The 25,597-nt window shown below is 46.5% G+C and carries 20 protein-coding genes and 3 tRNA genes; 14 read left to right on the forward strand and 9 right to left on the reverse strand.

All coding sequences use genetic code 11. From position 1 onward, the window contains the following. Positions 1–3: 3 nt before the first annotated feature. Entirely contained in the window at positions 4–921 is a 918-nt protein-coding gene (locus JSU04_02540; protein MBS1969154.1) for a hypothetical protein, read from the reverse strand. Positions 922–1,002: 81 nt separating this feature from the next. Here JSU04_02540 and JSU04_02545 point away from each other — a divergent pair, with 81 nt between their 5' ends. The 3 genes from JSU04_02545 to JSU04_02555 all read left to right on the forward strand — a co-directional run bounded on the left by JSU04_02545 (position 1,003) and on the right by JSU04_02555 (position 5,455). Next, complete coding sequence (locus JSU04_02545) at positions 1,003–3,879, forward strand: hypothetical protein (protein MBS1969155.1); 2,877 nt, start codon at positions 1,003–1,005, stop codon at positions 3,877–3,879. Further along, positions 3,866–4,897, forward strand: coding sequence for a hypothetical protein (locus JSU04_02550; GenBank protein ID MBS1969156.1), 1,032 nt, complete (start codon positions 3,866–3,868; stop codon positions 4,895–4,897). The genes JSU04_02545 and JSU04_02550 overlap by 14 nt, the downstream gene beginning before the upstream one ends. Positions 4,898–4,987: 90 nt before the next feature. After that, entirely contained in the window at positions 4,988–5,455 is a 468-nt protein-coding gene (locus JSU04_02555; protein ID MBS1969157.1) for a nucleoside deaminase, read from the forward strand. Here JSU04_02555 and JSU04_02560 read toward each other — a convergent pair. From JSU04_02560 to JSU04_02585, 6 genes are all read right to left on the reverse strand, one after another. Further along, a complete protein-coding gene (locus JSU04_02560) occupies positions 5,452–6,207 on the reverse strand; it encodes a transporter substrate-binding domain-containing protein (protein ID MBS1969158.1) in 756 nt (251 codons plus the stop codon). The genes JSU04_02555 and JSU04_02560 overlap by 4 nt on opposite strands. Before the next feature lie 98 nt (positions 6,208–6,305). Further along, positions 6,306–7,616 carry a hypothetical protein gene (locus JSU04_02565; GenBank protein ID MBS1969159.1) on the reverse strand — a complete coding sequence of 437 codons (1,311 nt, stop codon included), beginning with the start codon at positions 7,614–7,616 and terminating at the stop codon, positions 6,306–6,308. Further along, positions 7,607–8,155: a hypothetical protein gene (locus tag JSU04_02570; protein MBS1969160.1), complete on the reverse strand. Its 549-nt coding sequence runs from the start codon at positions 8,153–8,155 to the stop codon at positions 7,607–7,609. Before JSU04_02570 ends, JSU04_02565 begins: the two co-directional genes overlap by 10 nt. A 184-nt stretch (positions 8,156–8,339) precedes the next feature. Further along, complete coding sequence (locus JSU04_02575; protein MBS1969161.1) at positions 8,340–9,074, reverse strand: hypothetical protein; 735 nt, start codon at positions 9,072–9,074, stop codon at positions 8,340–8,342. 10 nt (positions 9,075–9,084) lie between these two features. Continuing rightward, positions 9,085–9,513, reverse strand: a complete 429-nt coding sequence (locus JSU04_02580) for a hypothetical protein (protein MBS1969162.1) — start codon at positions 9,511–9,513, stop codon at positions 9,085–9,087. Between the two features lie 131 nt (positions 9,514–9,644). Continuing rightward, positions 9,645–9,735: transfer RNA gene (locus tag JSU04_02585), tRNA-Ser, on the reverse strand. 168 nt (positions 9,736–9,903) lie between these two features. Here JSU04_02585 and JSU04_02590 point away from each other — a divergent pair. From JSU04_02590 to JSU04_02600, 3 genes are all read left to right on the forward strand, one after another. Next, positions 9,904–9,980, forward strand: a tRNA-Arg gene (locus tag JSU04_02590). Between the two features lie 203 nt (positions 9,981–10,183). Beyond that, positions 10,184–11,131 carry a FecR domain-containing protein gene (locus JSU04_02595; GenBank protein ID MBS1969163.1) on the forward strand — a complete coding sequence of 316 codons (948 nt, stop codon included), beginning with the start codon at positions 10,184–10,186 and terminating at the stop codon, positions 11,129–11,131. Positions 11,132–11,146: 15 nt separating this feature from the next. After that, the gene (locus tag JSU04_02600; GenBank protein MBS1969164.1) at positions 11,147–13,159 is read left to right on the forward strand and encodes a tetratricopeptide repeat protein; all 2,013 of its coding nucleotides are present in this window, start codon (positions 11,147–11,149) and stop codon (positions 13,157–13,159) included. A 16-nt stretch (positions 13,160–13,175) separates the two neighbouring features. On the opposite strand, the gene JSU04_02605 is transcribed toward JSU04_02600, so the two are convergent. Both JSU04_02605 and JSU04_02610 read right to left on the reverse strand, forming a co-directional pair. Beyond that, positions 13,176–16,757 carry a hypothetical protein gene (locus tag JSU04_02605; GenBank protein MBS1969165.1) on the reverse strand — a complete coding sequence of 1,194 codons (3,582 nt, stop codon included), beginning with the start codon at positions 16,755–16,757 and terminating at the stop codon, positions 13,176–13,178. A gap of 75 nt (positions 16,758–16,832) precedes the next feature. After that, positions 16,833–19,475: an adenylate/guanylate cyclase domain-containing protein gene (locus JSU04_02610; GenBank protein MBS1969166.1), complete on the reverse strand. Its 2,643-nt coding sequence runs from the start codon at positions 19,473–19,475 to the stop codon at positions 16,833–16,835. A 116-nt stretch (positions 19,476–19,591) separates the two neighbouring features. On the opposite strand from JSU04_02610, the gene JSU04_02615 reads away from it, so the two are divergent. From JSU04_02615 to groL, 8 genes are all read left to right on the forward strand, one after another. Beyond that, the gene (locus tag JSU04_02615; protein MBS1969167.1) at positions 19,592–19,744 is read left to right on the forward strand and encodes a hypothetical protein; all 153 of its coding nucleotides are present in this window, start codon (positions 19,592–19,594) and stop codon (positions 19,742–19,744) included. A 52-nt stretch (positions 19,745–19,796) separates the two neighbouring features. Next, a tRNA-Asn gene (locus tag JSU04_02620) sits at positions 19,797–19,872 on the forward strand. A 211-nt stretch (positions 19,873–20,083) separates the two neighbouring features. Then, positions 20,084–21,550 carry a nitronate monooxygenase gene (locus JSU04_02625; GenBank protein MBS1969168.1) on the forward strand — a complete coding sequence of 489 codons (1,467 nt, stop codon included), beginning with the start codon at positions 20,084–20,086 and terminating at the stop codon, positions 21,548–21,550. Positions 21,551–21,706: 156 nt separating this feature from the next. After that, positions 21,707–22,057 carry a hypothetical protein gene (locus JSU04_02630; GenBank protein ID MBS1969169.1) on the forward strand — a complete coding sequence of 117 codons (351 nt, stop codon included), beginning with the start codon at positions 21,707–21,709 and terminating at the stop codon, positions 22,055–22,057. Between the two features lie 144 nt (positions 22,058–22,201). Further along, positions 22,202–22,738 carry a hypothetical protein gene (locus tag JSU04_02635; protein MBS1969170.1) on the forward strand — a complete coding sequence of 179 codons (537 nt, stop codon included), beginning with the start codon at positions 22,202–22,204 and terminating at the stop codon, positions 22,736–22,738. Positions 22,739–22,897: 159 nt separating this feature from the next. Further along, a complete protein-coding gene (locus JSU04_02640) occupies positions 22,898–23,437 on the forward strand; it encodes a hypothetical protein (protein ID MBS1969171.1) in 540 nt (179 codons plus the stop codon). Positions 23,438–23,587: 150 nt separating this feature from the next. Continuing rightward, positions 23,588–23,875 carry a co-chaperone GroES gene (gene groES / locus JSU04_02645; protein MBS1969172.1) on the forward strand — a complete coding sequence of 96 codons (288 nt, stop codon included), beginning with the start codon at positions 23,588–23,590 and terminating at the stop codon, positions 23,873–23,875. A gap of 53 nt (positions 23,876–23,928) precedes the next feature. Beyond that, positions 23,929–25,572 (forward strand): chaperonin GroEL, encoded by a 1,644-nt coding sequence (gene groL / locus JSU04_02650; GenBank protein MBS1969173.1) that lies wholly within the window; start codon positions 23,929–23,931, stop codon positions 25,570–25,572. Positions 25,573–25,597 lie beyond the last annotated feature (25 nt).

Raw genomic sequence — 25,597 nt, forward strand, 5'->3', positions numbered from 1 at the left:
TCCTTAATTGCGTTTCAGCTGACCTGATGGGTAAGAGGGTTTTAGGAAATATACTAAGTCGAAGGGACGACGATTCATCGGGCGGCGCAAGTTGCGAAGGGATGTCGGAGTTTCGCTCGTCACCTGCATTTGTGCCGACGACAAGCCAATGATGTTATTTCTGAAGATGACACGAATCACGCGCTCGACATCGCGGTAAGGAGTCGTGGTCTGGCATTGAGCGGTCGTCATGTATGTTGGCGGACACCATGTGTATCCGCGGGCGTCGTTGCCTTTAGGTAAATACTCGCGCACGGTGACCTTAAAACTCACGGAAGAGAGACGTCTTCTGCCAACGGTTGTCTGATCTGCATCTGGGTTATCAACATCGAAAGGAATAGATTCAGCTTCAACGGCTTTAAAATCTACGATGGATCCAAACCACAAATCATCACGCGTTGGCGAGAGCGCAACAGTGCCGCCGGCTTGTGACTGACCAAGATCAATATAGAGGACACCGAAAGTGCGTGGTGTTGGGCGCTGAAAATAAATCGCTGTCGGCATATAGCGATCAGCCGGAGCAGGAGCAGCGCCGGTGTAATCACTCTGCAAATTGTCTCGAAGAAAGAACCCAATGGTGTCGATATTTGCTGCCGCTGTTGCAGGATTAAACGTCGATGCGAAATCGTAATCCCCGCGGACCCAACCAATGTTCTCTCTTGTACCCGAACCTGATCTATTGTTCAGATCAACACCGGGGCTATATTCGACGTTCACTCCCATGGAGAGAACGTGTTTGAGATAAAAAGAAATCTCGTTAATTTGAGCTTCAGATTGAATGCGATTTGTGAGTGACTCATTCTGGGTCGCCGCCATGTTCATGAGTGTTCCAATTCCGTAGAGTAACACCGAAACAAGCACAACTGCGAGGAGGACTTCCATCAGGGAAAAGCCTTGTTGGCTCAACAAGATACTGTTAGACTTTAAACAACGGCAACTTGTTGTATTTTCGGGGGCTTTTGGATGTTTCGGGGGAACAAATCGTATTGTCATAACCGTATATCGGGCTTCTCATCTCTTGAGATGATGGTGGCGATTGGTATTCTTGCTACTATCTTTATTCTAGCAATGCCTTTCTTTAGCCAACAAGGAAAAATTGTTAAACAACTAAGAACCTCTGCAAACTGCCAGGCTATTCTTGACACTGCTTTTGCGCGCGTGAATTCATTCGGAAATTCTTTGGATGGTCACCAAGCTTTGGTGAATCCGGCGATGACACTCACAACGGGCGCAAATGCTGCGACCTTATTGGCATATCAAATTCCTGCTGTTCAGCCTAACGCCTATGACCCGGCTTTTGCGTCACAAAGAGCGACAATGTATGGTCTAGCTCCGGGTGGAGCGCTTTATACTGAGAACGGTCCGAAGAATGTTCTTCTTCCTCCGGATACAGCTCCGGTTACACAAACAATTCAGCATGATGGTGTCACTTTATATACTCCGCTTTTGCTCAAAGGTTCGATGGAGTACTTGGCGACGAAATACAATGCGGGTCACTGCGATGCTTTTGCCCCTGTTCAGCTTTTAACAAACACGGATTCAAATGCTTTGAGTAGTTTGTTTCAAGGTGGCCTCAAAGATCTTCGTTTAAGCATGAAGGTTAGCCGTTATGACATTGCTTCGAATCAGTTGAACGGAGCATCTTGTGGAACATTCTGGCCGCGTCCCCGTAACGGCGCGCGCTCAAGCATCGTGTATGAACCGCAATTTGGTAATGGCGTCACAGCACCAAGACAAATCATCGGACAATTCCCCGCTTGGATTCAAGATACTGATGGCTTCCGTGTTACTATGCGCGCGCAGTATACGAATGATAAAGGTCAGACTGAAGACTGCGACGGCACGAAAGACTTCTCTTTGCCAGAAGACAAGCAAAACGTTTCTGATTATTTCTATGACGTCAGCTATGTGAAAGCTTCGCCGGTAGATACTTCAAAAATCGTCGATGATTACTATCGCATGAGAAATGGAACAGTCTGTAACGGTGGAAACTGTTTGGGTCACCCGTTCGAAACCATTTATACCAACTTACAACCATACAATGCTGCGAATCCAGATTGGCCGGAAAATCGTGATAGACCTCTGTGTTCGCAGACTCCGGCTAACAACACGAGCATGGTTGTCAGCATCCGCGTTTATAACACTCAAAAAGAACCGGGCCTTGTGCCGATGTGTATGGATACTTCGAACCAGTGGTTCAAAAACTATTCTGGCAATTGGTGTCCTGGATCATATAACGGTGGAGCAGAACAAAGTTTCGATAAGAGTTGGAACATGCGTTACACAGGCTGGGTGCCATGTGAGCACATGCAGTTCTGCAACTCGCGTCCTGACCGCGTGGAAGTTGTTAAGAGCACAGGAACGAACAGCAAAATTCCTGGCGCCGGTGTTTCTGGTCAGCCTTACGTAGAATACAGATATCACTACGACAATATTTCTGGTGATAAGAACAACCCGCGTATGTGGGGTTGTGAAATGAAATTTGGCGTGGCGATGCTCGATATGGCCGGGAATTTAAGTTACGTTCCAGCTGTTGAAGGTATTCAAGCCGATTCTTATATTGCGGGTGATAAGCGTCCGCCGATTAAAGAAATTAATCCGCATGTCTATTTCAAGCCACCTCCTTGTTACACTTGTAACTGTAAGCCTTGTAAGGGTGGTAAAGGCCTCTTTGGTGGTTTATTCAACTGGTTCTTATTCGTAGTTCTTGTTGTCGTGAGCGGTGGTTTGTTCGGGGTTATCGGTGCCGTGATTGTCGGTGCGATGTGCTTGAACGGTGGCCTCGGCTGCTACAGTGGCGGTGGCACCAACTATGCTCCTTCCACCAGTGGAGGGAAATACAGGTCCTGCGATGACAGTAATAACGGATGTAAGTGCGGTCAGAAGTGTAATGCGATTAAACCGCCGGCTCCGCCATGGTCTTCGCCTTGGATTGAAGGCTTTGATATTTCTAAGCTTGAACAAAACGCCTGTGCGCCAGGAAGTACTTTCTATTACAATGGCGCCCCAATGAATTCTGTTGGCGGTATGACTCCGACTCTTGCGTACAAAGTTCCAAAAGGAACTGGTGGTGCTGGTTACGATTACATGACCAATGCGACGACGGATAAGATCCAGCCGGGTGATGAAGTGATGTGGTCGGCGTTTGATGCGGCCAACTCTCGTTTCTGTTATGTAGCGACTCGTTGTGCTCAAGGAAAACTGCAAGTGATCAAGGAAAGCAGTGAAGTTCCTGGAGATAACAACTTGTATCCGCTGATGGGCTGTTCAACAGTACGAACGGGTAAGAAGATTGCCTTCAATAACAGTCAGTACGGTATTGCTCAAGGTGGTAACGCCTGCTTGGAAGTGGAGTTCATGACGGGTCCACAAAATCCGAGTGGCACAGCGCTTTGGAATTGGTCTAAGTATAACGAGCAATGCTCATTGACGAATTCAACAGGGAATATCTCAACAGATCCTCGCGTTGTTGGTGGGAACTGCCCTCAGAGCTCGCCAATTGCGACAAACAGTATGACCGCCGGCGCGACGCAAATGCAGAACGGGCCCGGTTGTGCCAAGGGAACTCAGGATCCAAATGATCCGGATACAATCAACTTTGCTTGTAAGGCGACGAAACTTTACTGGGATGGATGTGCGGCGGCCGGCGCGAAGGGCGCAAGCTCTAGCTGCTATATGTGGTGCTATGCGGAGTGTACAGTTCCAACGTATATTCCAGAGCATCCATGGGTAGATGATCCGAACCATAAGTCTCAACGTTACTATGAGCCAATGGCTGCGGGTGATGCAAACTTGCCATTCTGTACAATGGATAGAAAACAGTTCGATGCAGGCTTCTAGCGTTCAACTTATTAAACGCATTTACGGATTTGATCTTTTAAGAATCGCCACAGTGTTGGCGATTCTTTATTTTCACGTGTGGCAGTTTTCATTCTTCGAAGACGTGATCACTCTGCCGCCAGAAATTTCAGGCTATCACAACCTGACCGACTGGGTGGGGCCGGTGTTTAAGTACGGCGGACTTTTTATTGTCGCTCTTTCGTTCTTCCTTATTGGTTTTAAAGCAAAGTCCCATCACATTAGCCGGTTCTTTATTCTGATCATCGGTGTGATTGGCTTACAAATTCTGAGTGCTGAAGATCCCGCAGACCCGAGCACTTGGAACTGGGATGTCTATTCCTATCTGGTGTTTTCTTACATCTTTGTAATGTTGGTGACGAAGAACCTTTATGTGCGCCTATCGCTGATGATTGCGAGCATTGCGGTGTTAAGTATTCCCTACGAAGTCTATGCGCCGCTGTTAAAGATCCCCGACTCTGTTCAGTTCACGGGTTGGAACATTCTTCCGTGGCTGGGATTGCCGGTGTTATTCCATTCCCTTGGACTTCTCTGGCGGGAGAAAGTTCCGGGAACATTCTTGAAACTTCAAATATATGAATGGCCGATTTGGATTGCTTTGATCGCGACCTTTTACTTTTTGTCACCGGACGCGGGAGCATTCCCCGCGGGACCTGGGTTTGAAGCATTCGTTTTTAAGCAGAAACCGTTGCTGTTCTGGCTCCATATGTCGGCTTTTACCTTTTTAATGCGCCTGAGTTTGGATCCGAGAGTGAACCAGTTACTATCCCAAGCGAAACCAGTTGAATGGGTTTCATCCCTCCGCTGGAATCAGCGCCTGGGTTTTTGCTACTTACTTCAGTTTGTTTTCCTTCCGCTCGGCCCGATGATGATGAGTTTTTGGGGGGAACACCCTCGTGCCTTCGACTGGTTATGGCTTTTCATTTTTATTGCCGTCGAGCTTGTTGCACGCGTTGTGCTAAACAGCAAAGTGCTGTTTAAGCGAATTGGCCTGATGTAGTCCGCGAAAATCCACCCTGCCGATTGACTAGAGTCTTTACCCTGATAATATCGGCCCTTCGCCCCTGTGAAAAACGGCGAAGGAGCCTCTGTGAACAAAGACTTTATGAAACAAGCCATCAAGTTATCCTTGGATAATATGCGCAAAGGCGCCGGCGGTCCATTTGGCGCTGTCGTTGTACAAGATGGAAAAGTCATTGGCGCAGGCTGGAACAAAGTCACTTCGACGAACGATCCAACAGCACACGCTGAAGTGGTGGCGATCCGCGAAGCTTGTCAGAATCTCGGAAACTTTGATTTGTCAGGCGCTGAGATTTACACAAGCTGTGAACCATGTCCGATGTGTTTGTCAGCGATCTACTGGGCGCGTATCAATAAAATTTACTACGCAAACACCCGTCAGGATGCCGCTGATATCAACTTTGATGATGATTTTATTTATCAGGAAATTCCCAAAGACCTCAACGACCGTAAGGTTCCGATGGTTCAGTGTCTTCATGATGAAGCTTTGACTGTCTTCCAAGAGTGGAAAGAAAAACAAGACAAGGTTACTTACTAGGGCCTTACGGTTTCTTCCAGACCGTATTTTTTGTACAAATTTGAAAGCAATTTTTTCTGTTCAAGCTCAGCGACGGCCTTGTTAACGGACTTTATTTTTTCAGGGGCAAGTCTTTTATGAGCAAAAAGACTGACCACAAATTCGTGATGGAACTCACTAAATTCCTTAAAAGACATGCTTGCATAGCGCGAGTTTTGTATTTCAAAGTAAAATAGTTCCCGAGTGGTACAGATTGCTGAAATACGTTTTGCAACAAGCATCTTCAGAGCCTGTGGTGTATCTTTGTATTCGTAATAGCGAATTTTCTTTTCTTGTTGTTTATTAAAGAGCGGACAGTAAGTGTTCGGAGCTTTACCGATAACGAGTGGCCCGTTTTTGAAATCGATTTTATCAACCATTCCAATCAGGATGACTTTCATTTTGTGAAAGCGTGCGATCTCTAGATACTGCCCTTCAGCCTCTGGAATGCCCGAGATGCCCATAAAGAAATCGTACGTTCCTTTCGTTGCATGATGAAGCATTCTCGTCAGTGGCATCGTATCGAACTGAGGATCTAAACCCGCGCGTTGAATAAGCTCGGCCAGGTACTCTTGATAGATACCATGTAAGTGTCCATCGCTTTCAAGAATGACAAATGGATTGTAAGGTGTAATCGCAAATGAAACACGCGGAACGGACTCCGTTTTCGGAGTAATCGCAGCATGAACGGCCGATGCCGCCAGCCAAATTAGAAATAGAAAAGATAGTTTCAAAGATCTCAATTCGTCACCGCAGGTAAAAAGCTACCATAAATATTTGATAGTTTATAGTCATGTTACGATTGTGTGAAGACGAAAATAGCGTTGTTTGCTTAAGAATGTTTCAAGGGAATTGTGACGAAAAATACAGTGCCTTTGCCAAGAGTGCTTTCAACATCCAGCTGGCCCCCCATGAGCTCCACGAGTTTTTTTGAAATCGCAAGGCCAAGGCCGCTGCCGCCATATTTGCGCGCTGTTGATGAGAACTCTTGAGTATAAGGACTAAAGATTTTGTTGAGATTGTCTTTTTTAATGCCAACACCAGTATCTTCGATCGACCAGCAATAGATATTGCCTTCAGGGCATTTCTTTTTAAGTTTGACATAGATTCCGCCAGCGTCAGTGAACTTCACAGCATTGCCGACAATGTTAGTGAGCACTTGGCGAATGCGATGAGAATCGCCGACGAGTTCTTCAGGCACTTCACTGGAAATTTCGAAGTGGAAGTTCAGTTTTTTCTTTTGGCACTCGAGAGAGAAAACATTCTCAAGGTATTCTCGGATTTCTTTGATTTTAAAAGTATGTGGGTCGATATCCAGACGTCCGCTGTCGATACGGCTGAAATCCAAAAGATCATTAACGAGTTTTAACAAAGTATCCGAGCATTGCTTAATGATCGAAACATATTCCTTTTGCTCGGCAGGAATGGGAGACTCTTTCAAGAAATCCGAAAAGCCAATAATGCCGTTTAGAGGAGTGCGAATTTCGTGGCTAATTACAGAGAAGAATTGAGTCCGCTTGATATTGAGGGTTTCAGTATCAAGGCGAGCGTTCATTAGTTCCCAATGCGTGACCGCGGTTTGTTTCATTTCGCGGGTTGATTGCACACACGAGTAGATCAGAAACAGATCTTCAAAGAACACCCAGCCTGCGTGTTCAAGCCAGCGCCACTCGACTCCGGTGCTTACGCCATAAAGAGAGAATGGAAAATAAAATCCGCGTATAAAGTGGTCAAGGATAATGACGGCTGAAGCCAGGACAAGAATACGCCAATTGCGATATGTTGCCAGAAAGGCCAGCGAACCAAAGACATGAAAGTGTGCCTCAATCCTTCCGCCCATGAGATGAATGATCAGCGCAGAAAAACACATCTGTGCAACGCCAATAACATAGCCACCGAAATTTTCGCCGGGACGGGCAAAGGAAAAATAAAGTGGTAAAGATGAAATCACACCGCCCAAAATAATGGCGAGCCATACGTGCATATGAAGCGACTGACTTTCGCCGGTCCAAGTGTATGGAGTGAGAGTGATCGCGAGCAGAATGCAAAAAGCCCATTGACCCAGCATAAGCCAGCCGAAAGCGCGATCAGTGCGCTTTCTGAGGCTGTGCAGGTTTTCTTCAAAGAGCTTGTTTACTTCCACGCTAGTTTCTCCTCCTCTTCGTGTGTAAAAAGACTGCAGCCATAAATCTGCGTTTTCTTTATTGAAGAGGCCCCCGTTTGAACTGCTTCGACAATAGATTGCGTCCCATGGTTTTCACCGATGTGTCCACGAGAAGGAGTGATTCCTCCTTCAAACAGCAGTTCTCCTTCTTTGGAGTAAAGCAGAGTTTCACCGGACACGCGGGCGCTGAACATTTTTGCCATCATACCGCGAGGATCTGCGAGTACTTGAGCATCCGGAATCTTCTTCGCCAACGCCCACGAAGAAGATTCCACCCAGCCTCTGTCCTTAGAAGCTGGGTGGATAAAGAAAATTTTGATGTTCACGTGGCCTCGTAGCTTTTGCGCGATCCCTTGAAGTTCTGTGATGCTTGCTTTTGTGCAGGGACACTGCGGGTGAGCAAACATAATAAGGGTCGGCTGCTGCGAAGTCAGTTGGATGAGACTCGTGTTGAGAATTCGGGTTGTTTTCTTTTGTTGTACGCCAGGTGTGGTCTGATAGTTCCAGAGAATTTTCAAACCAACACCTAACGATATAAGCCATACTGCTAGAGCGAGTACCTGCCACCGAAAAAGCTTATTTACCATGTAAAGCGATATGCCCCTACATCAAGAAAAGCGCAAGAAAATTTAAACAAACTGGAATTTATTTTACTCTGCGGCGAGAATGTTGACGAGCGAAGTTCCAAGCCTGGAGCTTGTTTTAGAATATATACTGGATTGCCAACAATAGACCTGAGAAAGTCGCCTCATCGACTTTGAGGTTTAATCCAGGGCTGTCGATTGTTCCTTGCAGTCGCAAAACACGGTAGCTCAGCTCACTCGAGATATGGCGTGAAAAAACATAGCCGCCACCGAATTGATAGCCCGGAAGTCCCTTCATCGAGTCGCCGTTGCCACTTGCGAACGGATAGTTAAGACCCACATACAAGTATATATGGGAGTTCAGTGAGTAGTTGCCATTTGCGGCCAGAGTTAAAACGCTGTTACTGGGAGCCCCCTCGTAAGTTCCGTGGACCCCCTGATTGCCGATCATGCCTTCAACGCCACTCGATGTTCGTGGCAGTTCGTATGTCAGTTCTCCGCTGTAACCAAGCTTACCGGCCTCGCGAACCATATAGCCTCCGGCGAACCCGAAAGCTCCTGTGGTGCTTTCAGTTGCTGTGAATGCTGTCGGCGTTCCTAGCAAATCAGCGCTGCCTTTGTATTTGATTGCGTTGGCGGAGCTATAAAGACCTGTAATATAGAAATACTTCGCAGGTGGAAGTTCAGGGACCGCCAGGGGCTCCGGCGTTGGTGCTGGTGAATAGTTATAAGACGGATGTGTCGAAGGCTGAGTTTTGCGTGGGCGGGTTTTGCTCGTAGATTTGCTTTGAGCAAAAGTTTCTGCGCTCAAACCGGAAACCAAGAATGCCGTGACAAGAAGAAGTTTGAGCATCGGGTAAAACCTATTTCAGATTGGTGCAGTTGCTGGCGTTCAGGCAGATCTGCAAAAGAGAAGCACTTGATTTGGTGTAATTACCGGTCAGGTTAAATGAACCACAATCTGAGTAAGTTCCTGCGCAACTTGAGAAGGCCATGGTGCCGGTGGTCTCTGCTCCTTGAGCTAGAACCTTGCAGCTACAAGACTGGCCACCGAGAGCCGTCGTGATCGTGACGTTGGAGGAAACCCCAAACTGCACTGAGCGCAAATCCATTTGGTAATAGTTATTGGCTTCAGTCCACACACTGAAGAGTGCTTTTGATGAATTAGGGTCACTGGTGCTTGAAGTGGAGGCCGGGGGATCTAAAGTAAGGTTCAGGGTGCCGCCACTTTTTCCGCAGGCGGTGAAAAGCAAGGCCGTGATGACAAGGCTGAAAATGCCAGACAGTCTCATAGGTCCCCCTTACATGAACAATGAGGCTCCTATCAGTTTAGCATTTTAGTGTGGAGACCGCGCGATCGAACAAGCGATGTCTCAATTTGAGATTGCTCAATATATAGAGGAATTAACGAGAAGGTGAGAAATGGCGGAGAAGGAGGGATTCGAACCCTCGGTACACTTTTGGTGTACGAGCATTTAGCAAACGCTTGGTTTCAGCCACTCACCCACCTCTCCGCGCGAGCTTTGGGTCAGCTTTTTAGGGCAGACCAAGAGAAACTGCCATATGGACCCCTTATAATCAAGCTTAGACCCCAATTCTTTTTGCAAAAGTGCGTAAAGGGCCTTGATTTTTTGGTCGCAGAGTCCTATTAATACCGTCTCTTTCGGATTTTTATCCTACGTGCAGTCGTAGCTCAGCTGGATAGAGTACCTGACTACGAATCAGGTGGTCGGAGGTTCGAATCCTCCCGTCTGCACCAACTTTTCTTCCAAGCCTTATTCGATCACTTTTCCCATTTAACGTGTAAATAACTGAAAACAGGCACTTTTACGTTATCTTTGAAAACTTATTGAGTCCTAGCTAGACGGTCTGACTAGAGTCCAAAAATACGAGCCTGCAGAGCCTTACATTCAATCCCCGAACCCTTTCGCATATCCTGAAGAGAGCGAGAGGGAATTTGCTATGAAGATGCTTTTGGGGATTTCGACGGTATTGTCTTTGGTTTCTGTGGCCGCGTGGGCCGAGCCGATGTACGGCGTATTGATGGTGGTTAAGGGCTCCGTCAAAGTTCAAAACGCGAGCAAGCAAACAACCGACGCCAAAGTCGGCAGTAAAGTTGCCGAGGGCGACACGGTCATTACAGCGGCGGACTCCCGCGCAAAGATCGTGATGTCAGATCGTAACGTCATCAACGTGAATCCTGATACGCAAGTACAAATCGCAAAATACGAAAACGATGCCGCTTCTGGAAAGAAGAACGTCGAGATGAACCTGCTGCAAGGTAAAGTTCGTAATAACGTCGAGCAAACTTATGACGGTGAGAAGAACAAGTTCTTGATCAAAACGCCCACCGCGGTTGCAGGTGTGCGTGGAACGCAGTTCTTGGCGGGCTTTGACCCAAAAACGAAAATGACTTCGATCGTGACTTTCAAGGGGGCGGTGACGCTTGCTTCGATCGGCGCGAACGGTGCCATGATCGGAACTCCTGTGGTTATTAAAAAAGGTGAAATGACTCAATCGGCTCCGGATAAAACTCCAGAAGCGCCAAAGGCCGTACCTAAAGAAGACATGAAAAAGATGGATGGCGAATCCACAGCTAGTAATAAAGAATCAAAAAAAGATGGCGATCAAAAACGTGAAGTAGCTTCGGAGAGCTCTTCATCATCAAAGGAAACCGCTAAAGAGGGTGTTCCCGCTGGATTGCCGCCAGCTCCGGCTCCGATGGTTGATGCAAAAGACATGGATGCGGGCGCAATCAGTAAAGACATCAAAGTGCAAACGAGCGTTGTCGGCACACCTCCACCAACAGCTCCGACGCCTCCAAAGACAGCTCCAACGGCGACACCGATTCAAGTGCGTAGTGGGAATACTCTTTTGAAAGTCGTACCGAAGTTACCACCATCGAATTAGAAAGCCGACACCACCATGAAAAGAATCACGCTGTTTCTGCTGGCCTTTGTATTTGCACCGGTTACTTTTGCTAAAGAAAATAAAATATCGCAGTCCCAAGCGATTATGGTTGAATTGCGTGACGCTACCGGAGAAGCCGAAGAGCAGACCATTCGCGTGAAAGAAGTAGAATCGGGTAAAATTACTCAACTGACACTGAGTAAAGATCCATCAACTCCGCAGGTTTGGAGTGGATACTTCGTGATCCAGTTTTTTAAAGGTGATACCTCGACGAAAACTTTGGATTTCCAAACTCAATCGGGAGAATCTTTTAACGCGGCTATTTCTCAAGGCAAAGCGGTTCAGAAAGTCACCTTGTTTAAAACTCCTGAGGAACTCGCTCTTTATGAGGCTACGCAGGTAGAAGAGAAACAGAAGATCGCCGAGAAACAAATTGCTAAGCAAATTCAAGTAGCAAAACCGAAAAATCCCGCGATACCGATTAATAAAGAAAAAGTAGAGCAGTTAGTTCGGCAGCAAGGTAAATTGCAAGAGGCTGCGCAGCTTTCGTTAGAAGAAGCTCAGGCTAAAAAGCGAATGGCTTTAATTGAGCAGCAGCAAAAAATGTCTGAAGAAGCTAAGAAGAAAAAGAAAGCAGAAGCTGCAGAAATCGTGAAGAAAGCAGATTCTCTTTACGCCAGCAAAGACTACGCTGGCGCGGAAAAGCTCTATTCTCAAGCCACGGATTTAGATCCAGCAGAGGAGTCTTACCTTTATCGTTACGGGGTGAGCCTCTATAAAATTGGCAACTACAATAAATCTTTGGCGACCCTGTCACTTGCAGATGTCGACCAAGAACAAACTGTAGAAAAAGACTACTATGTTGCACTCAATAATTTAAAACTGAAAAACTATGACAAAGCTTTGAGGCAGCTGGTGGAAATCCGTGAGGAAAACTCGCCAGAGTTAAGTCCGATTGCCTCGTTTTTTGCTGGTAATATCGAAGTTCAGCAGCAGAAGTTTATCGAAGCACGCAGAAGTATGGAGTATGTGCTCGACAACTCCAAAGATCCTAAACTTGATAAATCTGCAGAAGCGATGCTTGAGCAGATCGATAAGATGGAAAGTTACTACGAGAGTAAGAAAGAAAAATATCGTCTTTCTGCATTCGCCGGGCTCTTATATGATACGAATGTTCTAAATACGGCGGAGAATAATGCCGCTACAGATACCAAGGCTTGGCGTCTAAACTATGGTGCGAGCGCATTGGCTATCTTAACTCGGACTATGACTTCAGACTTTGGGGCTAAGCTTTCTTACTCGGATTACTATAGCATGGATTCAAGCTTCCAAAAGAATGCAGATATTCAAGCTGCTGATACGATGGAAGTGGGTATTACACTGCCCTATCACCTTGATTTTAAGAGTGGCAAAAGAGACTTCAATCTGGAAGTCATTCCTGGATACAAAAACACGTATATACCAAACACCAGTGGCGTTCGCGAGGTGGCGTTGAAAACGACGGAGATGTCTACAACGCTTTCGACGCCAATGAAACAGGATTTGTATCTTTCAGGTCGATTAGACTTGGGTTCTGATCAAAACTTCTTAGAAACAGCCACTGGAGATGACGATCTTTCGGCAACTCGTTATGGATTTACTTTGATTCCAACTCAGATGTTAGACCTTAAAGGTGAAAAAACTCTCATTGGAGAGCTTGGTTATTTGTACAACAATGCAACTGGAAAAAATAATCGCTATAAAAAGCTAAGCCTTGCGGCGACGGTTTCGTATCCGACTTATTTTAAAGGCACCAGTTCATTACGTGCAGACTATGCGATCCAAGACTATAGTGATGCAGCGACTCCGCGCAAAGATACCAATATTGCACTGACAGCAAGTTATACCAAAGATTTGAATAAGCAGTGGAACATGCTTTTAAGTATTCAAGCGACAACGGCCAACTCCGACGTGGATACTTATAAATATAATAAGTTCCTCGTTACGAGTCTTTTCACCTATACAACGAGCATTTTGGATAAAAAGTAAGGCAGCTGCCTAACCCTTACGGGCTAGGCACGATTCCTGTTGATGTTCTTGGCTGGAGTGGGCTACCTGAAGCATTCAGTAAATTTGTCGATCCCTGAATCATTGCCGTTAAGAATACACTTACGTAATTTGTAGCAGATGGGATGCTTGTCGGCGCGCCATCGTATGGATAGTCACAAGATTGGTTGTCAAAGGTACCTACAGTTCCGCCACCAGAGCTTACCGTCAAGCTGACGCTTTGATCAGCTCCAATAACAACAGAATGATCGGCATTATCTACAACGGATACTAAGTAGGGCTGACAAACAACCGCTTTCATGGAGGACATGCGGCCTGTGAACATATAGCTATAAGCACTTCCAGTTGCAGATGTGTTTGTTGCAACATTTAATGAGGTCGAAACCAGCCCATTTGATGGAATAACTGTAATCGCACTGCTTGTGTTAGAATTAGGTTGTTTGAAATAGAATGCGGAAATTCGATTATTGGTATTCATCATCTGACTTGTTGAAGCTGCAATAGTACAATTTGCATCCGTATAAATCGTCGCACCGTTATCTGTAGTCAGAGTATAGCTGGTTGGTGATACGACGGATGTTGCACCATCCGTCGTTTCAGGAATAACTGCAAAGATTTGGCAACCATTCGGTGGGAGGCTGCTTTGAGCTGTCATGTAAACGTTAAGCATTGTTGCGGGTGCAAATGTTTTTACAGGAAGAGTATTGCCGTAATAAGAGCCGGCGTTTAAGCTCACATAAATATCCGTATATGAATTATCCGGAAGAAAGCTGATTCCTGTTGCCACGCCATTAGTGAAGAGTATTCCGCCTGGTGTTGGCATCGAAGCATTGTTGATGTTGCCTGAAGTTAAGTAATAGCCGTTTGCAGTCGTATCTATCATGCCATTATATTTTACGAGATAGATGTCAAAATAGCTTGGTGTACCTTGCGGAACTTTATTCGGAGTCCCTTGTACACTCATGCCATAAGCGGCGCCATTCACGAATGTTTGTCCTGGCATGATAATGGCGATCTGATTAAATGTTGCAGGAGCTACTGTTGTATTTCGAGTGACTGACATTACCGGTGAAGTTGAACTTGCAGTGAAGGTGCCTGTGCCCGCAGCGACGGCTTTAAAATAGACTGTTGAATTGATACTTCCGCTAGACATACTTATTTGAGTCAGCTGCGTTGAACAGTCAGCCATCGTATAAAAGGCGCCAGAAAGTGTTGTTGCAAGGTCGACGAGTACAGAAGATGCCAAAGGAGCGGTGCGGCCGCTCGAATCAGTTGAGCGAATCATGACAGGCGTGCACTGTCCTTCTGATAAAGAGGAAGGCATATTGAAATCCAATGTTGAAGCAGCACCCGGTTGAATAACTGTAATGTTATTTCCACCGACGATGTCAGCTGTTGTGACTTGCGATGGAGTGATTGCTGTGGGCTGTAAGTTCAAAGTGGTCGCACTCCCCGTATATTTAACATACAGAGAAGTCTGAGGACTACTTCCTAATGTAACAGTCGTATATCCTCCAGTGCCGCAATCTCCGCTGTAATAGAAACCAACTCCGGGAGTAGTCGGAAGCGTGAGGGTGAAGCTTGTGGCATAGCTGTCATAAAAGTTCACCATATAGAGATTGCTATGCCAGCTTTCGAAAGAGACGGGATAGCATTCATATGCCGAGATCGTTGACGGCATGTTGATATTCACCTTAGGAATAAGCGTTCCAGGAACATCATAAAAATCGATTATGGATGTAGCAGAGGTAAGACCATTTGCACTCGCCATTATACTTTTACCAGCCATGGCGCCAGTCGTAGATCTTTTAACATAAATAGTAGTATAAGAAGAACCAGTTTGAAGCGAGGTAATAGAGCCAGTGCAACTTGGGGAGTTAGAGAACTGTGTATTTCCATCGCCCGAAGAAAGTGTAATAGTTGTCGGACCAGGCAAGTAACCGACTGCATCGCTTGCTGTGCGGGCTTCGATGGTCATTGGAGTACAAACGTTGTTTACGAGGGCGCCCGTGCCAGGATTCTTTTGCGGGGCTACGAAAGCTAACTTAGTGGCCGGACTGCTGGCTCCCACGCCATTAGAGCCAATATTGAAATTCCACTTGCTTAAGAAGACGCCGGATGGACCAACGATGCCGTCCTTTACAGGGCACAAGACTGCTGAAACACCACTAGTACCTTGAGCGGCTGTGATATTTGTAGTTACAGAGACATTGCCGCCCGCAGTGGGTATCGGAGTATCCGCACCAGCCGGGCCAAAATCTTGTCTTGCTAGGTCATTACAATCAGGATTTTCGAGGCGGAAGTCATCGTTACCCAAGCGTTTGAAAACGCGCAAGCCGTTGAAAACTTGCTCTACGCCCGGAAGAAGATCGCCAGAAATTACTTTTGGATCAGCACTAGAAACGGTGACCGCATTGTTATTGCTGTTAAGTCTGAAGACGCCATTGAAGCCTGCGACGCTGTCGCCGCCGTTGCCATCAATCATATTCAAAGTAATTTTTTGGAAGTTCGTGAATTGGTTTGCAAAAGTATCTGCGAAACTATCACAGCCGGAGGACATGCTTACGCCACCTTGGAACACAACATAGCTGTATGGGTTCGCCGTATCGGTAAGTTGTGTTTTCGTTGGAACTGAAAGATTCCAGTTAATATAGTGGCTAACGCTTAATGGATTTGAGCCAGAAGGATCACCAGTTTTATATTGTCTCAATCTTTGTGGTACTGGTGAAGAATCCAAACCTGAAGTACAAACTTTTTTGCCGGCGGCCCCTGGACCCCAGTATCCCCAGACATAAGTTTCAGCATCTTGAATTGAGTAAGTGGTCGCGCCGTTATCGTTTCTTTGCTCAATATGCACAGGCAGTAAGGCACGCACGCGTTGATCAAAATAAGCCCCAGAGTTTTGGGCAGGATCAAACATCGGAGATTCTAAGCTTAGCTCTTGACCCCAAAGTACTTCGCCCGTTTGACGAATAGAGTATTGCAGACTAGCTCCCGAGAGCATGAACATCGAGAACCAACCGTTGACGATAGACGCCTTATCAACAATCAAGGGTTGTTTGCCGCTACCTGGATTGTACTTGATATCAATCAACCCAGTCGGACCACCAGTTGCGGTATTGAAATAACGGCCGGCAACTCGGCCGCCCGTGATATTACCTGAACCCACTTTGGCGACATCGATTGCAACCGTTGTCGCCTCAGAAGAGGTGAGGTCTTTGGTAACGTCACCATAATAGAAACTCATTTGATTCGTGCTTGAATCTTTATACACAGCAAGGATTTGGATCAGACGGCCCGCGCCCATAGGCACTGCCATGTCGAAACTTGCAGGAATGATTGTTGGCGCAGAACAGTCTTGGCAGTTATCCCAGGTAAGGATCTGAGGAACCGATATTCCAGTACCAGTGACGTTGATTGAAACGTGGGAGAGAACTTGTGTGGCGGCAAGTGTGCCTTGTCCATCAACGCTTGAAGCGATGGTTAGATTTAGTTTGGCCGCGTCCTTGGCAGCGCGTGTACAGCCCATAAAACCCAAGGCCAGCACACTTACTACTAGCATGAAGATGTTCGTCCGCATTGTAATCTTCTCCCTTGCAATCCTACGTAATCTCTTCGGATTTGCGCTAATTCGACTAAAACAATCTGTGTTCATTTACTTCGTTTTCATCACAAAGACTCCGTCCCAATCTTCAGGTGGAGCTGAATCGAGATAGTCTTGGCAGCGTTCGATATAAAGTTCTGAAACAGGATCGTTCTGAGACACAGCAAATGCTTTCTTGAATAGATCCTGAGCCTCACTAAACTTTTTCTGATGGTAAAGCTCATAGCCTTGCCCGAAGAGCTTTAATGTCTCTGCAGTTTTATCTAAGGGCTCACCTTCGCAGACGAGTTCAAAAATACGCACAGGCTCATACTTTCCTTTCACACGGACTCGATCAATCTCGCGTGCGGTGAAAGCGTCTTTTGCTTCTTCGTAAGTGAATTGGCTGATGATGATTCTTGTGCCGTACTCTTTATTAATACCCTCAAGGCGGGCCGCAAGATTTACAGAGTCACCCATCACCGTATAGTTCTGTACGATGTTGGATCCCATGTTTCCTACGCTCATCGCACCGGTATTGATACCAATCCCGATATCAATATGCGGAAGTCCTTGGGCTTCGAATTCTTTTTGCAGCTCTTTGAGCTTTTCAAGGTTCTGCAAGGCACATCGACAAGCCTCTTTCGCATGCTGAGGATGTTTGATTGGCGCACCAAAGAACGCCATAATCGCATCACCGATATATTTATCGAGGGTTCCGTTATTTTTAAATACGATCTCGGTCATCGGAGTGAGATATAAATTCAACACACGCGAGAGTTCTTCCGGCGGCAATTTCTCGGAAATCGTTGTAAAGCCGCGCACGTCCGAGAAGAACACACTCATATGCTCTTTACGGCCACCGAGTTTCAGGTTCTCAGCATCCTTTAGAAGTTCATCAACAACTGCAGGCGAAACGTATTTTGAGAACGTCGATTTGAGTTCTCGCTTTTTCTTTTCTTCAGTGAAGTAACGGTATAGTTGAATACTAAAGAAACAGAATATCACTAGCACATATGGCAGGAACGTGTGGATCATCATCTTCTTTTGTAAGAAGAAGAACAGATCAACTCCAAGTCCGATGATAAGAGCCACCAACAAGACCGAGAATGAGACCACAGAATCGACATAAGCCCAAATTACCGTGAGTGTGATACCTAAGATCAGGAAGAACCACGGCATCACCGCATTTTCCTTACTCCACGCCGTGAGGAAGTTTTGCTCGAGTAAGTTCGCGAGCATCGTTAAATGCAGCTCTGGCCCAGGGTAGTTGGCTTCAACCGGTGTATTACGCAAATCGTAGAGTCCCACGGCCGTCGCGCCCACGAGGACACTGCGGCCCTTAAAGAATTCTTTCTTATCGACTTCAGTTTCTAGGATCTGCAGTTGCTTACCTTCAGCAGTTTTGATTCCTCGCTGAACGTGAACTGTCGGTTTGTCATTGAAAAGCTCCCGAGCCGAAACATAGGGTAAAGACATTTGGCGGCCGTAGAAGTTCACGAGGACTTCCCCAGACTTATCCACAGGGATGCTCATCACTTTCGTCTCAGGATTTGCATCCATGTTGTAGATATTAAATTCTTCAAGCTTCTTTTCGCCATTCGAGCGCAACCCCATTTTTACTTCAGCACGATAGGGACCTGACAGTAAATAGCTTTCAAGCGCGAGGGACGGAATGAAGCTCGAGCCGAGTTTGTTGCCCGAGCGATAGTAAAGCGGGTAACGACGAACATATCCATCGGCATCGAGCATCGCAATGAAGCTTGCCGTAAACGCGGCGGGGTTTTGCATGATAGGAACATTCGGCGTCCACTCCCCATATTGAGGAATCGGGTGGTTCTTGTAAGAGCTTTTTACTTTCTCAGCGAAATCCCTAAAAGAAAGTCCCGAGAGTTCTTTATTTTCCGCAGTGAGTTTCAGATAAAGCGGCTCAACCCGTTCGACCACTCCGGGCTCCATAAAAACATCCGACTTCGTCAGCCAAGTTTTGCAGTAGTCAAACAACGCCTGCGACTTTCTGGCGCTGAGATTATTTTTCTGAAACGCAGAAAGATCATCGACGCTTTTTTTCCCGAGAGAAGCGAGCGCTTCCTCTTGTGTTTGTTGCTGAACGTTTTCAAAAAACAGATTAAAAAGCGGAGCCCAGTTTAATTCATCAATCGCATTCCCCGGCTCATCAATGGCAAACTTCGGATTGAGTTTTGCAACCTGATCTCCGCCATTTTTCAAAAACGCTTCAGCAACACAAAGATCTTGATAAGGTTTATAGTCATGCTGATTTTCACTGAAGGTTCCTAAGATGATTTTATCTGGATTTTTTTTAATGAGGTCGCCAAATTTTGCGTCGGCTTCAAGAAATCCTTTTTCAGGCTCAGAAAAGATCACGTCGAATCCGACAGAGCTCACGCCACTGTCGATGAGTTTGCTGGTCATTTCAGATACGAGTTCGCGGCTCCAAGGCCAGCGACCGATTTCACGAACGGAAGCATCGTCGATGGCGATCAAAGCCACGGGGGCTTCGGATTTCACGGGCTTACGGAGTTTATATTTCAAGTCGTTAAAGCGTAGATCAAGGACCTCAACGGTTTCCATAAATGGACTGTCGGTGCGGCGAACGGTCGGCGTTTCTTTGTATTTGTAATATTGAAGGGAAAAGGCAAACACACAGATGGTGATGGTAAAGCCGATAAGTAAGCTAATTCGTTCTGTTTTCATGGCTTACGTGTCGGCAAAAAGGGGGGCCTATCGGAGACTAGGAAAGCGCTCGAAATTGGCCAGGAGGTTTTGCCCCCGAACTGGACTTCATCCGGCGAGTAAGCTAGCTTTAGGTCATGAACAAGTTAGTACTTCTAAAAATCTTGGTGATGGTCATGGCTCTCTACATGGTCCTTTATGCGATGCGCGAGTTGCGCCAGCCGTCCGGGATGATGCGGGCAAACAGCAACAACCCGATTTTTTTACTTTTCGGCGCTAGCAACAAATAGAAAAAATTTGACTTTATAGGCCACGGGCCCTAATTTGGCCCTTCCGACGCGTTCAGAAGTAGCTCAGTCGGTAGAGCAAGCGGCTGTTAACCGCTGGGTCGGGGGTTCGAGTCCCTCCTTCTGAGCCATTTTTTCATACCTATTTTTCCACAGTCATTTTAAAACCGTCCCGCGAACATTTAGTTAAAGAATTTTTACTATTTTCTTTACTAATTCCACATATTTGTGTTTTTTTGCTTTAGCGTCGGGGTGGATATCCTGATGCTAAATTGCTTAATTCTTGCTCTACTTGAGCCTGCAATTAAGCGTTTGATTAAAGCAATTAGCGCAAGAGGATCGATGGCTTTTAAGCACCCAATTATTATTCAAGGTGGTATGGGGATCGCGGTTTCGAATTGGAAATTGGCGAGAACTGTATCTAAAACTGGTCAGCTCGGTGTTGTCTCAGGAACTGCAATTAACTCCGTGATCGTTCGTCGTCTTCAAGACGGTGATGTTGACGGAACCGTCAGACGTGCGCTTGCCGCATTTCCTTTACAAAGTGTCACTCAAAAAATCCTCGAGACTTATTTCATCGAGGGTGGTCGTGCTCCAGATAAAGCTTACAAGCGTGCTCCGATGTTCTCTGTGGAGTCCCCAAAAGCACTTTTGCAACTGACGGTTGCATCCAGTTTCGTTGAGGTATGGCTTGCAAAAGAAGGCCACAGCGGAGTGGTCGGCATTAACTTGCTTGAGAAAATTCACTTGCCGAACTTGGCTTGCCTTTATGGTGCCATGCTTGCGGACGTGGATTATGTCATCATGGGCGCGGGGATTCCGCGTGAAATTCCAGGGGCTCTCGATGCCTTTGCAAACAATGAAAAAGCCGGTTTGAAAATCCCTGTTGAGGGCGGCGATGACGTTGTTTCTTGGTTTGATCCAAAAGAAGTGATGGAAGGCATGGAGTTCAAAGCTCTGAAGCGCCCGTTCTTCTTCCCGATTGTTTCTTCTGCTGTATTGGCAGCAAGCTTGAAAAAGAAATCTACGGGTCGTGTAGACGGTTTCATCGTCGAAGGACCTCTCGCGGGCGGACACAATGCTCCTCCGCGTGGACCAATGAAACTCAACGATCGTGGCGAGCCTATTTACGGTGAGCGTGATGTGGTTTCTCTTCAGGATATGGCAGCCTTGGAGCTTCCGTTCTGGATGGCTGGCGACTACGCAACACCTGCGAAGATGAAAGCCGTTCGTGATCAAGGCGCGCATGGCATTCAGGTGGGAACTCTGTTTGCGTTCTCAGACGAATCCGGCGTTGATACGAAATTGCGTTTGGAAGCCATTCACACTGTGATGAGTGAAACCCCACCTCCGGGAGGTTGGATCTTTACAGATCCACGTTCCTCTCCGACGGGCTTCCCGTTCAAAGCGGCGCGCATTCCTGGAAGTATTTCTGAGCCGGCGATTTACGAAGCTCGTAAACGCATTTGCGATCTCGGTTACTTAAGACATCTTTATAAAAAAGAAGATGGAACCGTAGGCCAACGTTGTCCTGCGGAACCAGTCGCGGACTACGTGAAAAAAGGTGGCCTCGTTGAGGACACTGTTGGCCGTAAGTGCTTGTGCAATGCTCTGATGGCTGACGTCGGCATGGCGCAAATCCAAGCCGGTGGCGCAAAAGAGGTTCACTTGCTAACAGCGGGTGATGACTTGAACAACGTTTCTCGTATGATGAAACGCGGTCGCATGTCTTACAGTGCGACGGAAGTGATCGAGTATCTTCTCAGCGAGGAGCTGCCCAGGCTAAAGGAAGCTGAAACCACATTGTAATTTAAATCCATGCCGGGTGTTCAAACCCGGCATTTTTCTATTTCGTCAAAACTCCGCAATCAAAGCTTCTAAAAATTTAGGTAGATCGTCACTACGAAGCATCCGAAACTTTTGCATAATTCTCTCTTCAACAATGAAAACACCGAAGGAGACTTTATGAATAAGTTCATGTCATTGCTTTTGGCCTCATCATTCCTAGCTGCAGCTCCGGTATTTGCCTTCGAGGGCGTATCAATGGTTGGCAACGAAGAATATGTTATGCCTGAAATCGATCCAGGTTTTGGACCTATCAACACCCCAGAAGATGAAATGTATGCTCGCCGTAGTTGTCCTCGCGGCTGGGATCGCGTTCCTCAGTATCGCTGGAACCATCGCAGCCATCGTTGGGAGTTCTCTGGTTGGACTTGCCGTCGTAGGCACGGTCGGGGCCCAGGTAACCCAGGTCACGGCGGCGGCGGTGGCTACCCAGGGAATCCAGGTCACGGTGGTGGTGGCGGTCGTCACTAATCATTTTGCGGACAGTGCGCCCACTTTTCCGGTGGGCGCTCTTACTATGGGCCTGTTCCTTGAAAGTTCCTAACTAAGCTAAATGTCTGTATTTTTACTCGCTAACTTGAGTTAAAACTCGAAACCCTATAACTTTTAAGTTAGATGGGTATTAGACGCCACTTTCTACTTCTTAGTTTAACTCTTATTGCTGCATGCTCCCCGGGGAGCTCGTCGAACTCTTCGTCGCCAACCCCCAATGATGATCAAAGAAAAACTGGGACTGGCGAATCTGCTCACGGAGTGATTAACGGTCAGCTTTGGAATTTCCGTAGCGGGCGAGCGTACCTTAAAAAATCACAGCCGAATTTCATGATCGTTCAGCTCTGGAATGATCCGATCTCTAAGCCCTGCCAAGAGAAGACTGGCTCCATTCTGCAAATGCGTCTGACAGCGCCTAATGAAGTGGGCACTTGGACGATCACTCCTGAAGATCCGTTCAACGCCAACCTTTCGATCTTTTTCGCCGACCTCGATTTCGAGCTTCAGCCGCGCGATAATATGCGTGCGGATCATGGCGAGATCACCTTCCTTTCTATCGATAAAGACCAAGTCAGCGGGGTTGTGATCGGCTCGTTTCAAAATCCAAGGGTGGGAGGCACCCGCGTAACAGGCGACTTTGCCGTCCCTTTTTGCCCATAATCTAAAAGCTTAGCGCGGACAATTTTGGGGGCTTAAAGGCCCATTATTGTTCCATATTTCAGCTTAAAGCCTTTATATTTGACCTGACGCGTCTCAAGCTGAGGCACAGTCCTTGAAAGGTAGCCCCCTGGATACTGTACGTGTTTGCGGAGGCCTTTCATGCTTAAGAGTTCACTTCTATGTTTGCCATTTTTGATGTGCATCGCTGTGTCTTTGGACGCGAGCGCCGCCGCCCACGAGTCCATTAGAACGGCGGCCCCGATGGGTGCGCCGGCCGTTGAAACTGCTAAAACTAAGAGCTTCCGTGAATGGAAGAGTGAAAAAGTCCAAGATGCCCTCGGCAAAGTGACCGCTACTAAAACCAAAATTCAGATCGCAAAAACCAAAGACCCTAATTTAAATCGTCGCAAGGGTGCTCTAGAGGCCACCTCCGGTGCCAATAGTGAAACTCTCGAAGAGCAATTAGAACAAGACCAAGCAACCCTTGAAATGGCCAAGGATCTTTCCGTGACGGATTACTTTGTCGGTTATCTGACAAAGGTGCAGGATAAGAAGGCCGCTTTCAATGAAGTTGCAGGCAAATTGACCGCCGAAGAAGTGGCCGAACTCATGGCTGCTTATGCGAACAGTGTTTTCGGAACACACTCCTCGGATCTGGCTCCCAGTGCCAGTGTCCTGTCTGCCGATCGCGTAAAATAAGTGTCGAAGTAAGTTCTTAAAAACATTAAATTTACGCGCCCCGATATCAAGAAATTTACCCCATATGCCTTGACATAATTACGAGGCAATTCATATTAGCTCCGTTATAGATGCATAATCATTTCGGAGGTATTTTACATGGCTAAAGAGATTGGCGTTCGCCCTCTTCATGATCGTATTTTGGTTCGTCGCATGGCTGAAGAAGAAAAAACCGCTGGCGGTCTTTTCATTCCAGACACTGCTAAAGAAAAACCTCAAAAAGGTGAAATCGTTGCTACCGGCAAAGGCCGTGTCACTGAAGACGGAAAAATTCTTCCGCTTGAAGTGAAAGCTGGCGACAAGGTTCTTTTCAGCAAGTACGCAGGCACAGAGTTGAAACTCGATGGCCAAGAGTACTTGATGATGAAAGAAGAAGATATCCTCGGTATCTTCCACTAATCGTCCACACTATCTAGCTTATTTCTAAAAGTTTTATTTAAGGAGAATTTCAAATGAGTAAAGAATTACGTTTTTCTGAAGACGCTCGCGCGCACATCTTGAAAGGTGTGAACACTCTCGCGAACGCAGTGAAAGTTACACTTGGGCCTAAAGGTCGTAACGTTGTTATCGAAAAGTCTTTCGGCTCCCCGCTTATCACTAAAGACGGTGTGACTGTTGCTAAAGAAATCGAATTGGAAAACAAATTCGAAAACATGGGCGCGCAAATGGTTAAAGAAGTTGCTTCTAAAACCAATGACGAAGCCGGTGACGGTACAACAACTGCAACTGTTTTGGCTCAAGCGATCTATCGCGAAGGCGCTAAAATCGTGACAGCTGGCCACAACCCAATGTCAGTAAAACGCGGCATTGATAAAGCTGTAAACTTGATCGTAGACGAATTGAAGTCTATGGCGAAACCAGTAAAGGGCTCTAACGAAGTAGCTCAAGTTGGTTCAATCTCTGCAAACAACGATAAAGAAATCGGTACAATGTTGGCAGATGCGATGGATAAAGTCGGCAAAGAAGGCGTTATCACTATCGAAGAATCTAAAACTGCTAAAACTGAAGTAACAGTTGTAGAAGGTATGCAGTTCGACCGCGGTTACCTTTCTCCGTACTTCGTAACTAACGCAGAAAGAATGGAAGCAGTTCTCGAGAACGCTTTGGTTCTTGTATACGATAAAAAAATCACTTCTATGAAAGATATGATCGGTATTTTGGAAGGCGTTGCTAAGCAAGGCCGTCAATTGTTGATCATTGCTGAAGACGTTGAAGGCGAAGCATTGGCAACTTTGGTTGTTAATAAATTGCGTGGCACTCTTCAAGTTTGCGCTGTAAAAGCTCCTGGCTTCGGTGACCGCCGTAAAGCTATGCTTGAAGACATCGCGATCTTGACTGGCGCAAACCTTATCTCTGAAGAGATGGGCGCTAAACTTGAGCAAGCAACTGCTGCTGACTTGGGTTCTGCAAAACGCATCGTGGTTGATAAAGACAACACAACAATCATCGATGGCGCTGGCAAGAAAAACGACATCACTGCTCGTGTAAACCAAGTGAAATCTCAGATCGAAGAAACAACTTCTGATTACGATAAAGAAAAATTGAAAGAGCGTTTGGCTAAATTGGCTGGCGGCGTAGCTGTTATCCACGTTGGTGCTCCTTCTGAAGTTGAAATGAAAGAGAAAAAACACCGCGTAGAAGATGCTTTGAACGCAACTCGCGCTGCGGTTGAAGAAGGTATCGTTGCTGGTGGTGGTACTGCCCTTTTGAGAGCGTCTACTAAAATCGATAAATCTAAATTCTCTGAAGAAGAGCAATTTGGTGCGATGATTATCAAACGCGCTTGCGAAGAGCCTATCCGTCAAATCTCTGCAAATGCGGGTCTTGATGGCGCGATCGTTTTGGATCGTATCCTTCAAAACAAATCTGCAGCTTGGGGTTACAATGCATACTCTGACGAATACACTGACTTGATCAAAGACGGTGTTATCGATCCAGTTAAAGTAGTTCGTTGCGCTCTTGTAAACGCTGCTTCTGTAGCATCTTTGATGCTCACTACTGAAACTATGATTGCTGAAGCTCCTAAGAAAGAGTCTGCAGCAATGCCTGGCGCTCCTGGTATGGGCGGCATGGGTGGCATGGGCGACATGATGTAAGTTTAGACTTACAACTAAGCACATT

Source organism: Bdellovibrionales bacterium (genome assembly GCA_018266295.1).
Classification (GTDB): domain Bacteria; phylum Bdellovibrionota; class Bdellovibrionia; order Bdellovibrionales; family Bdellovibrionaceae; genus JACMRP01.

What these genes read in the sequence shown, in the direction of transcription:
- JSU04_02540 (MBS1969154.1), bottom strand. Translation starts at nt 921, where the DNA reads ATGGAAGTCCTCCTCGCAGTTGTGCTTGTTTCGGTGTTACTCTACGGA.
- JSU04_02545 (MBS1969155.1), top strand. Translation starts at nt 1,003, where the DNA reads ATGTTTCGGGGGAACAAATCGTATTGTCATAACCGTATATCGGGCTTC.
- JSU04_02550 (MBS1969156.1), top strand. Translation starts at nt 3,866, where the DNA reads ATGCAGGCTTCTAGCGTTCAACTTATTAAACGCATTTACGGATTTGAT.
- JSU04_02575 (MBS1969161.1), bottom strand. Translation starts at nt 9,074, where the DNA reads ATGCTCAAACTTCTTCTTGTCACGGCATTCTTGGTTTCCGGTTTGAGC.
- JSU04_02580 (MBS1969162.1), bottom strand. Translation starts at nt 9,513, where the DNA reads ATGAGACTGTCTGGCATTTTCAGCCTTGTCATCACGGCCTTGCTTTTC.
- JSU04_02595 (MBS1969163.1), top strand. Translation starts at nt 10,184, where the DNA reads ATGAAGATGCTTTTGGGGATTTCGACGGTATTGTCTTTGGTTTCTGTG.
- JSU04_02600 (MBS1969164.1), top strand. Translation starts at nt 11,147, where the DNA reads ATGAAAAGAATCACGCTGTTTCTGCTGGCCTTTGTATTTGCACCGGTT.
- JSU04_02605 (MBS1969165.1), bottom strand. Translation starts at nt 16,757, where the DNA reads ATGCGGACGAACATCTTCATGCTAGTAGTAAGTGTGCTGGCCTTGGGT.
- JSU04_02610 (MBS1969166.1), bottom strand. Translation starts at nt 19,475, where the DNA reads ATGAAAACAGAACGAATTAGCTTACTTATCGGCTTTACCATCACCATC.
- JSU04_02615 (MBS1969167.1), top strand. Translation starts at nt 19,592, where the DNA reads ATGAACAAGTTAGTACTTCTAAAAATCTTGGTGATGGTCATGGCTCTC.
- JSU04_02625 (MBS1969168.1), top strand. Translation starts at nt 20,084, where the DNA reads ATGGCTTTTAAGCACCCAATTATTATTCAAGGTGGTATGGGGATCGCG.
- JSU04_02630 (MBS1969169.1), top strand. Translation starts at nt 21,707, where the DNA reads ATGAATAAGTTCATGTCATTGCTTTTGGCCTCATCATTCCTAGCTGCA.
- JSU04_02635 (MBS1969170.1), top strand. Translation starts at nt 22,202, where the DNA reads ATGGGTATTAGACGCCACTTTCTACTTCTTAGTTTAACTCTTATTGCT.
- JSU04_02640 (MBS1969171.1), top strand. Translation starts at nt 22,898, where the DNA reads ATGCTTAAGAGTTCACTTCTATGTTTGCCATTTTTGATGTGCATCGCT.
- groL (MBS1969173.1), top strand. Translation starts at nt 23,929, where the DNA reads ATGAGTAAAGAATTACGTTTTTCTGAAGACGCTCGCGCGCACATCTTG.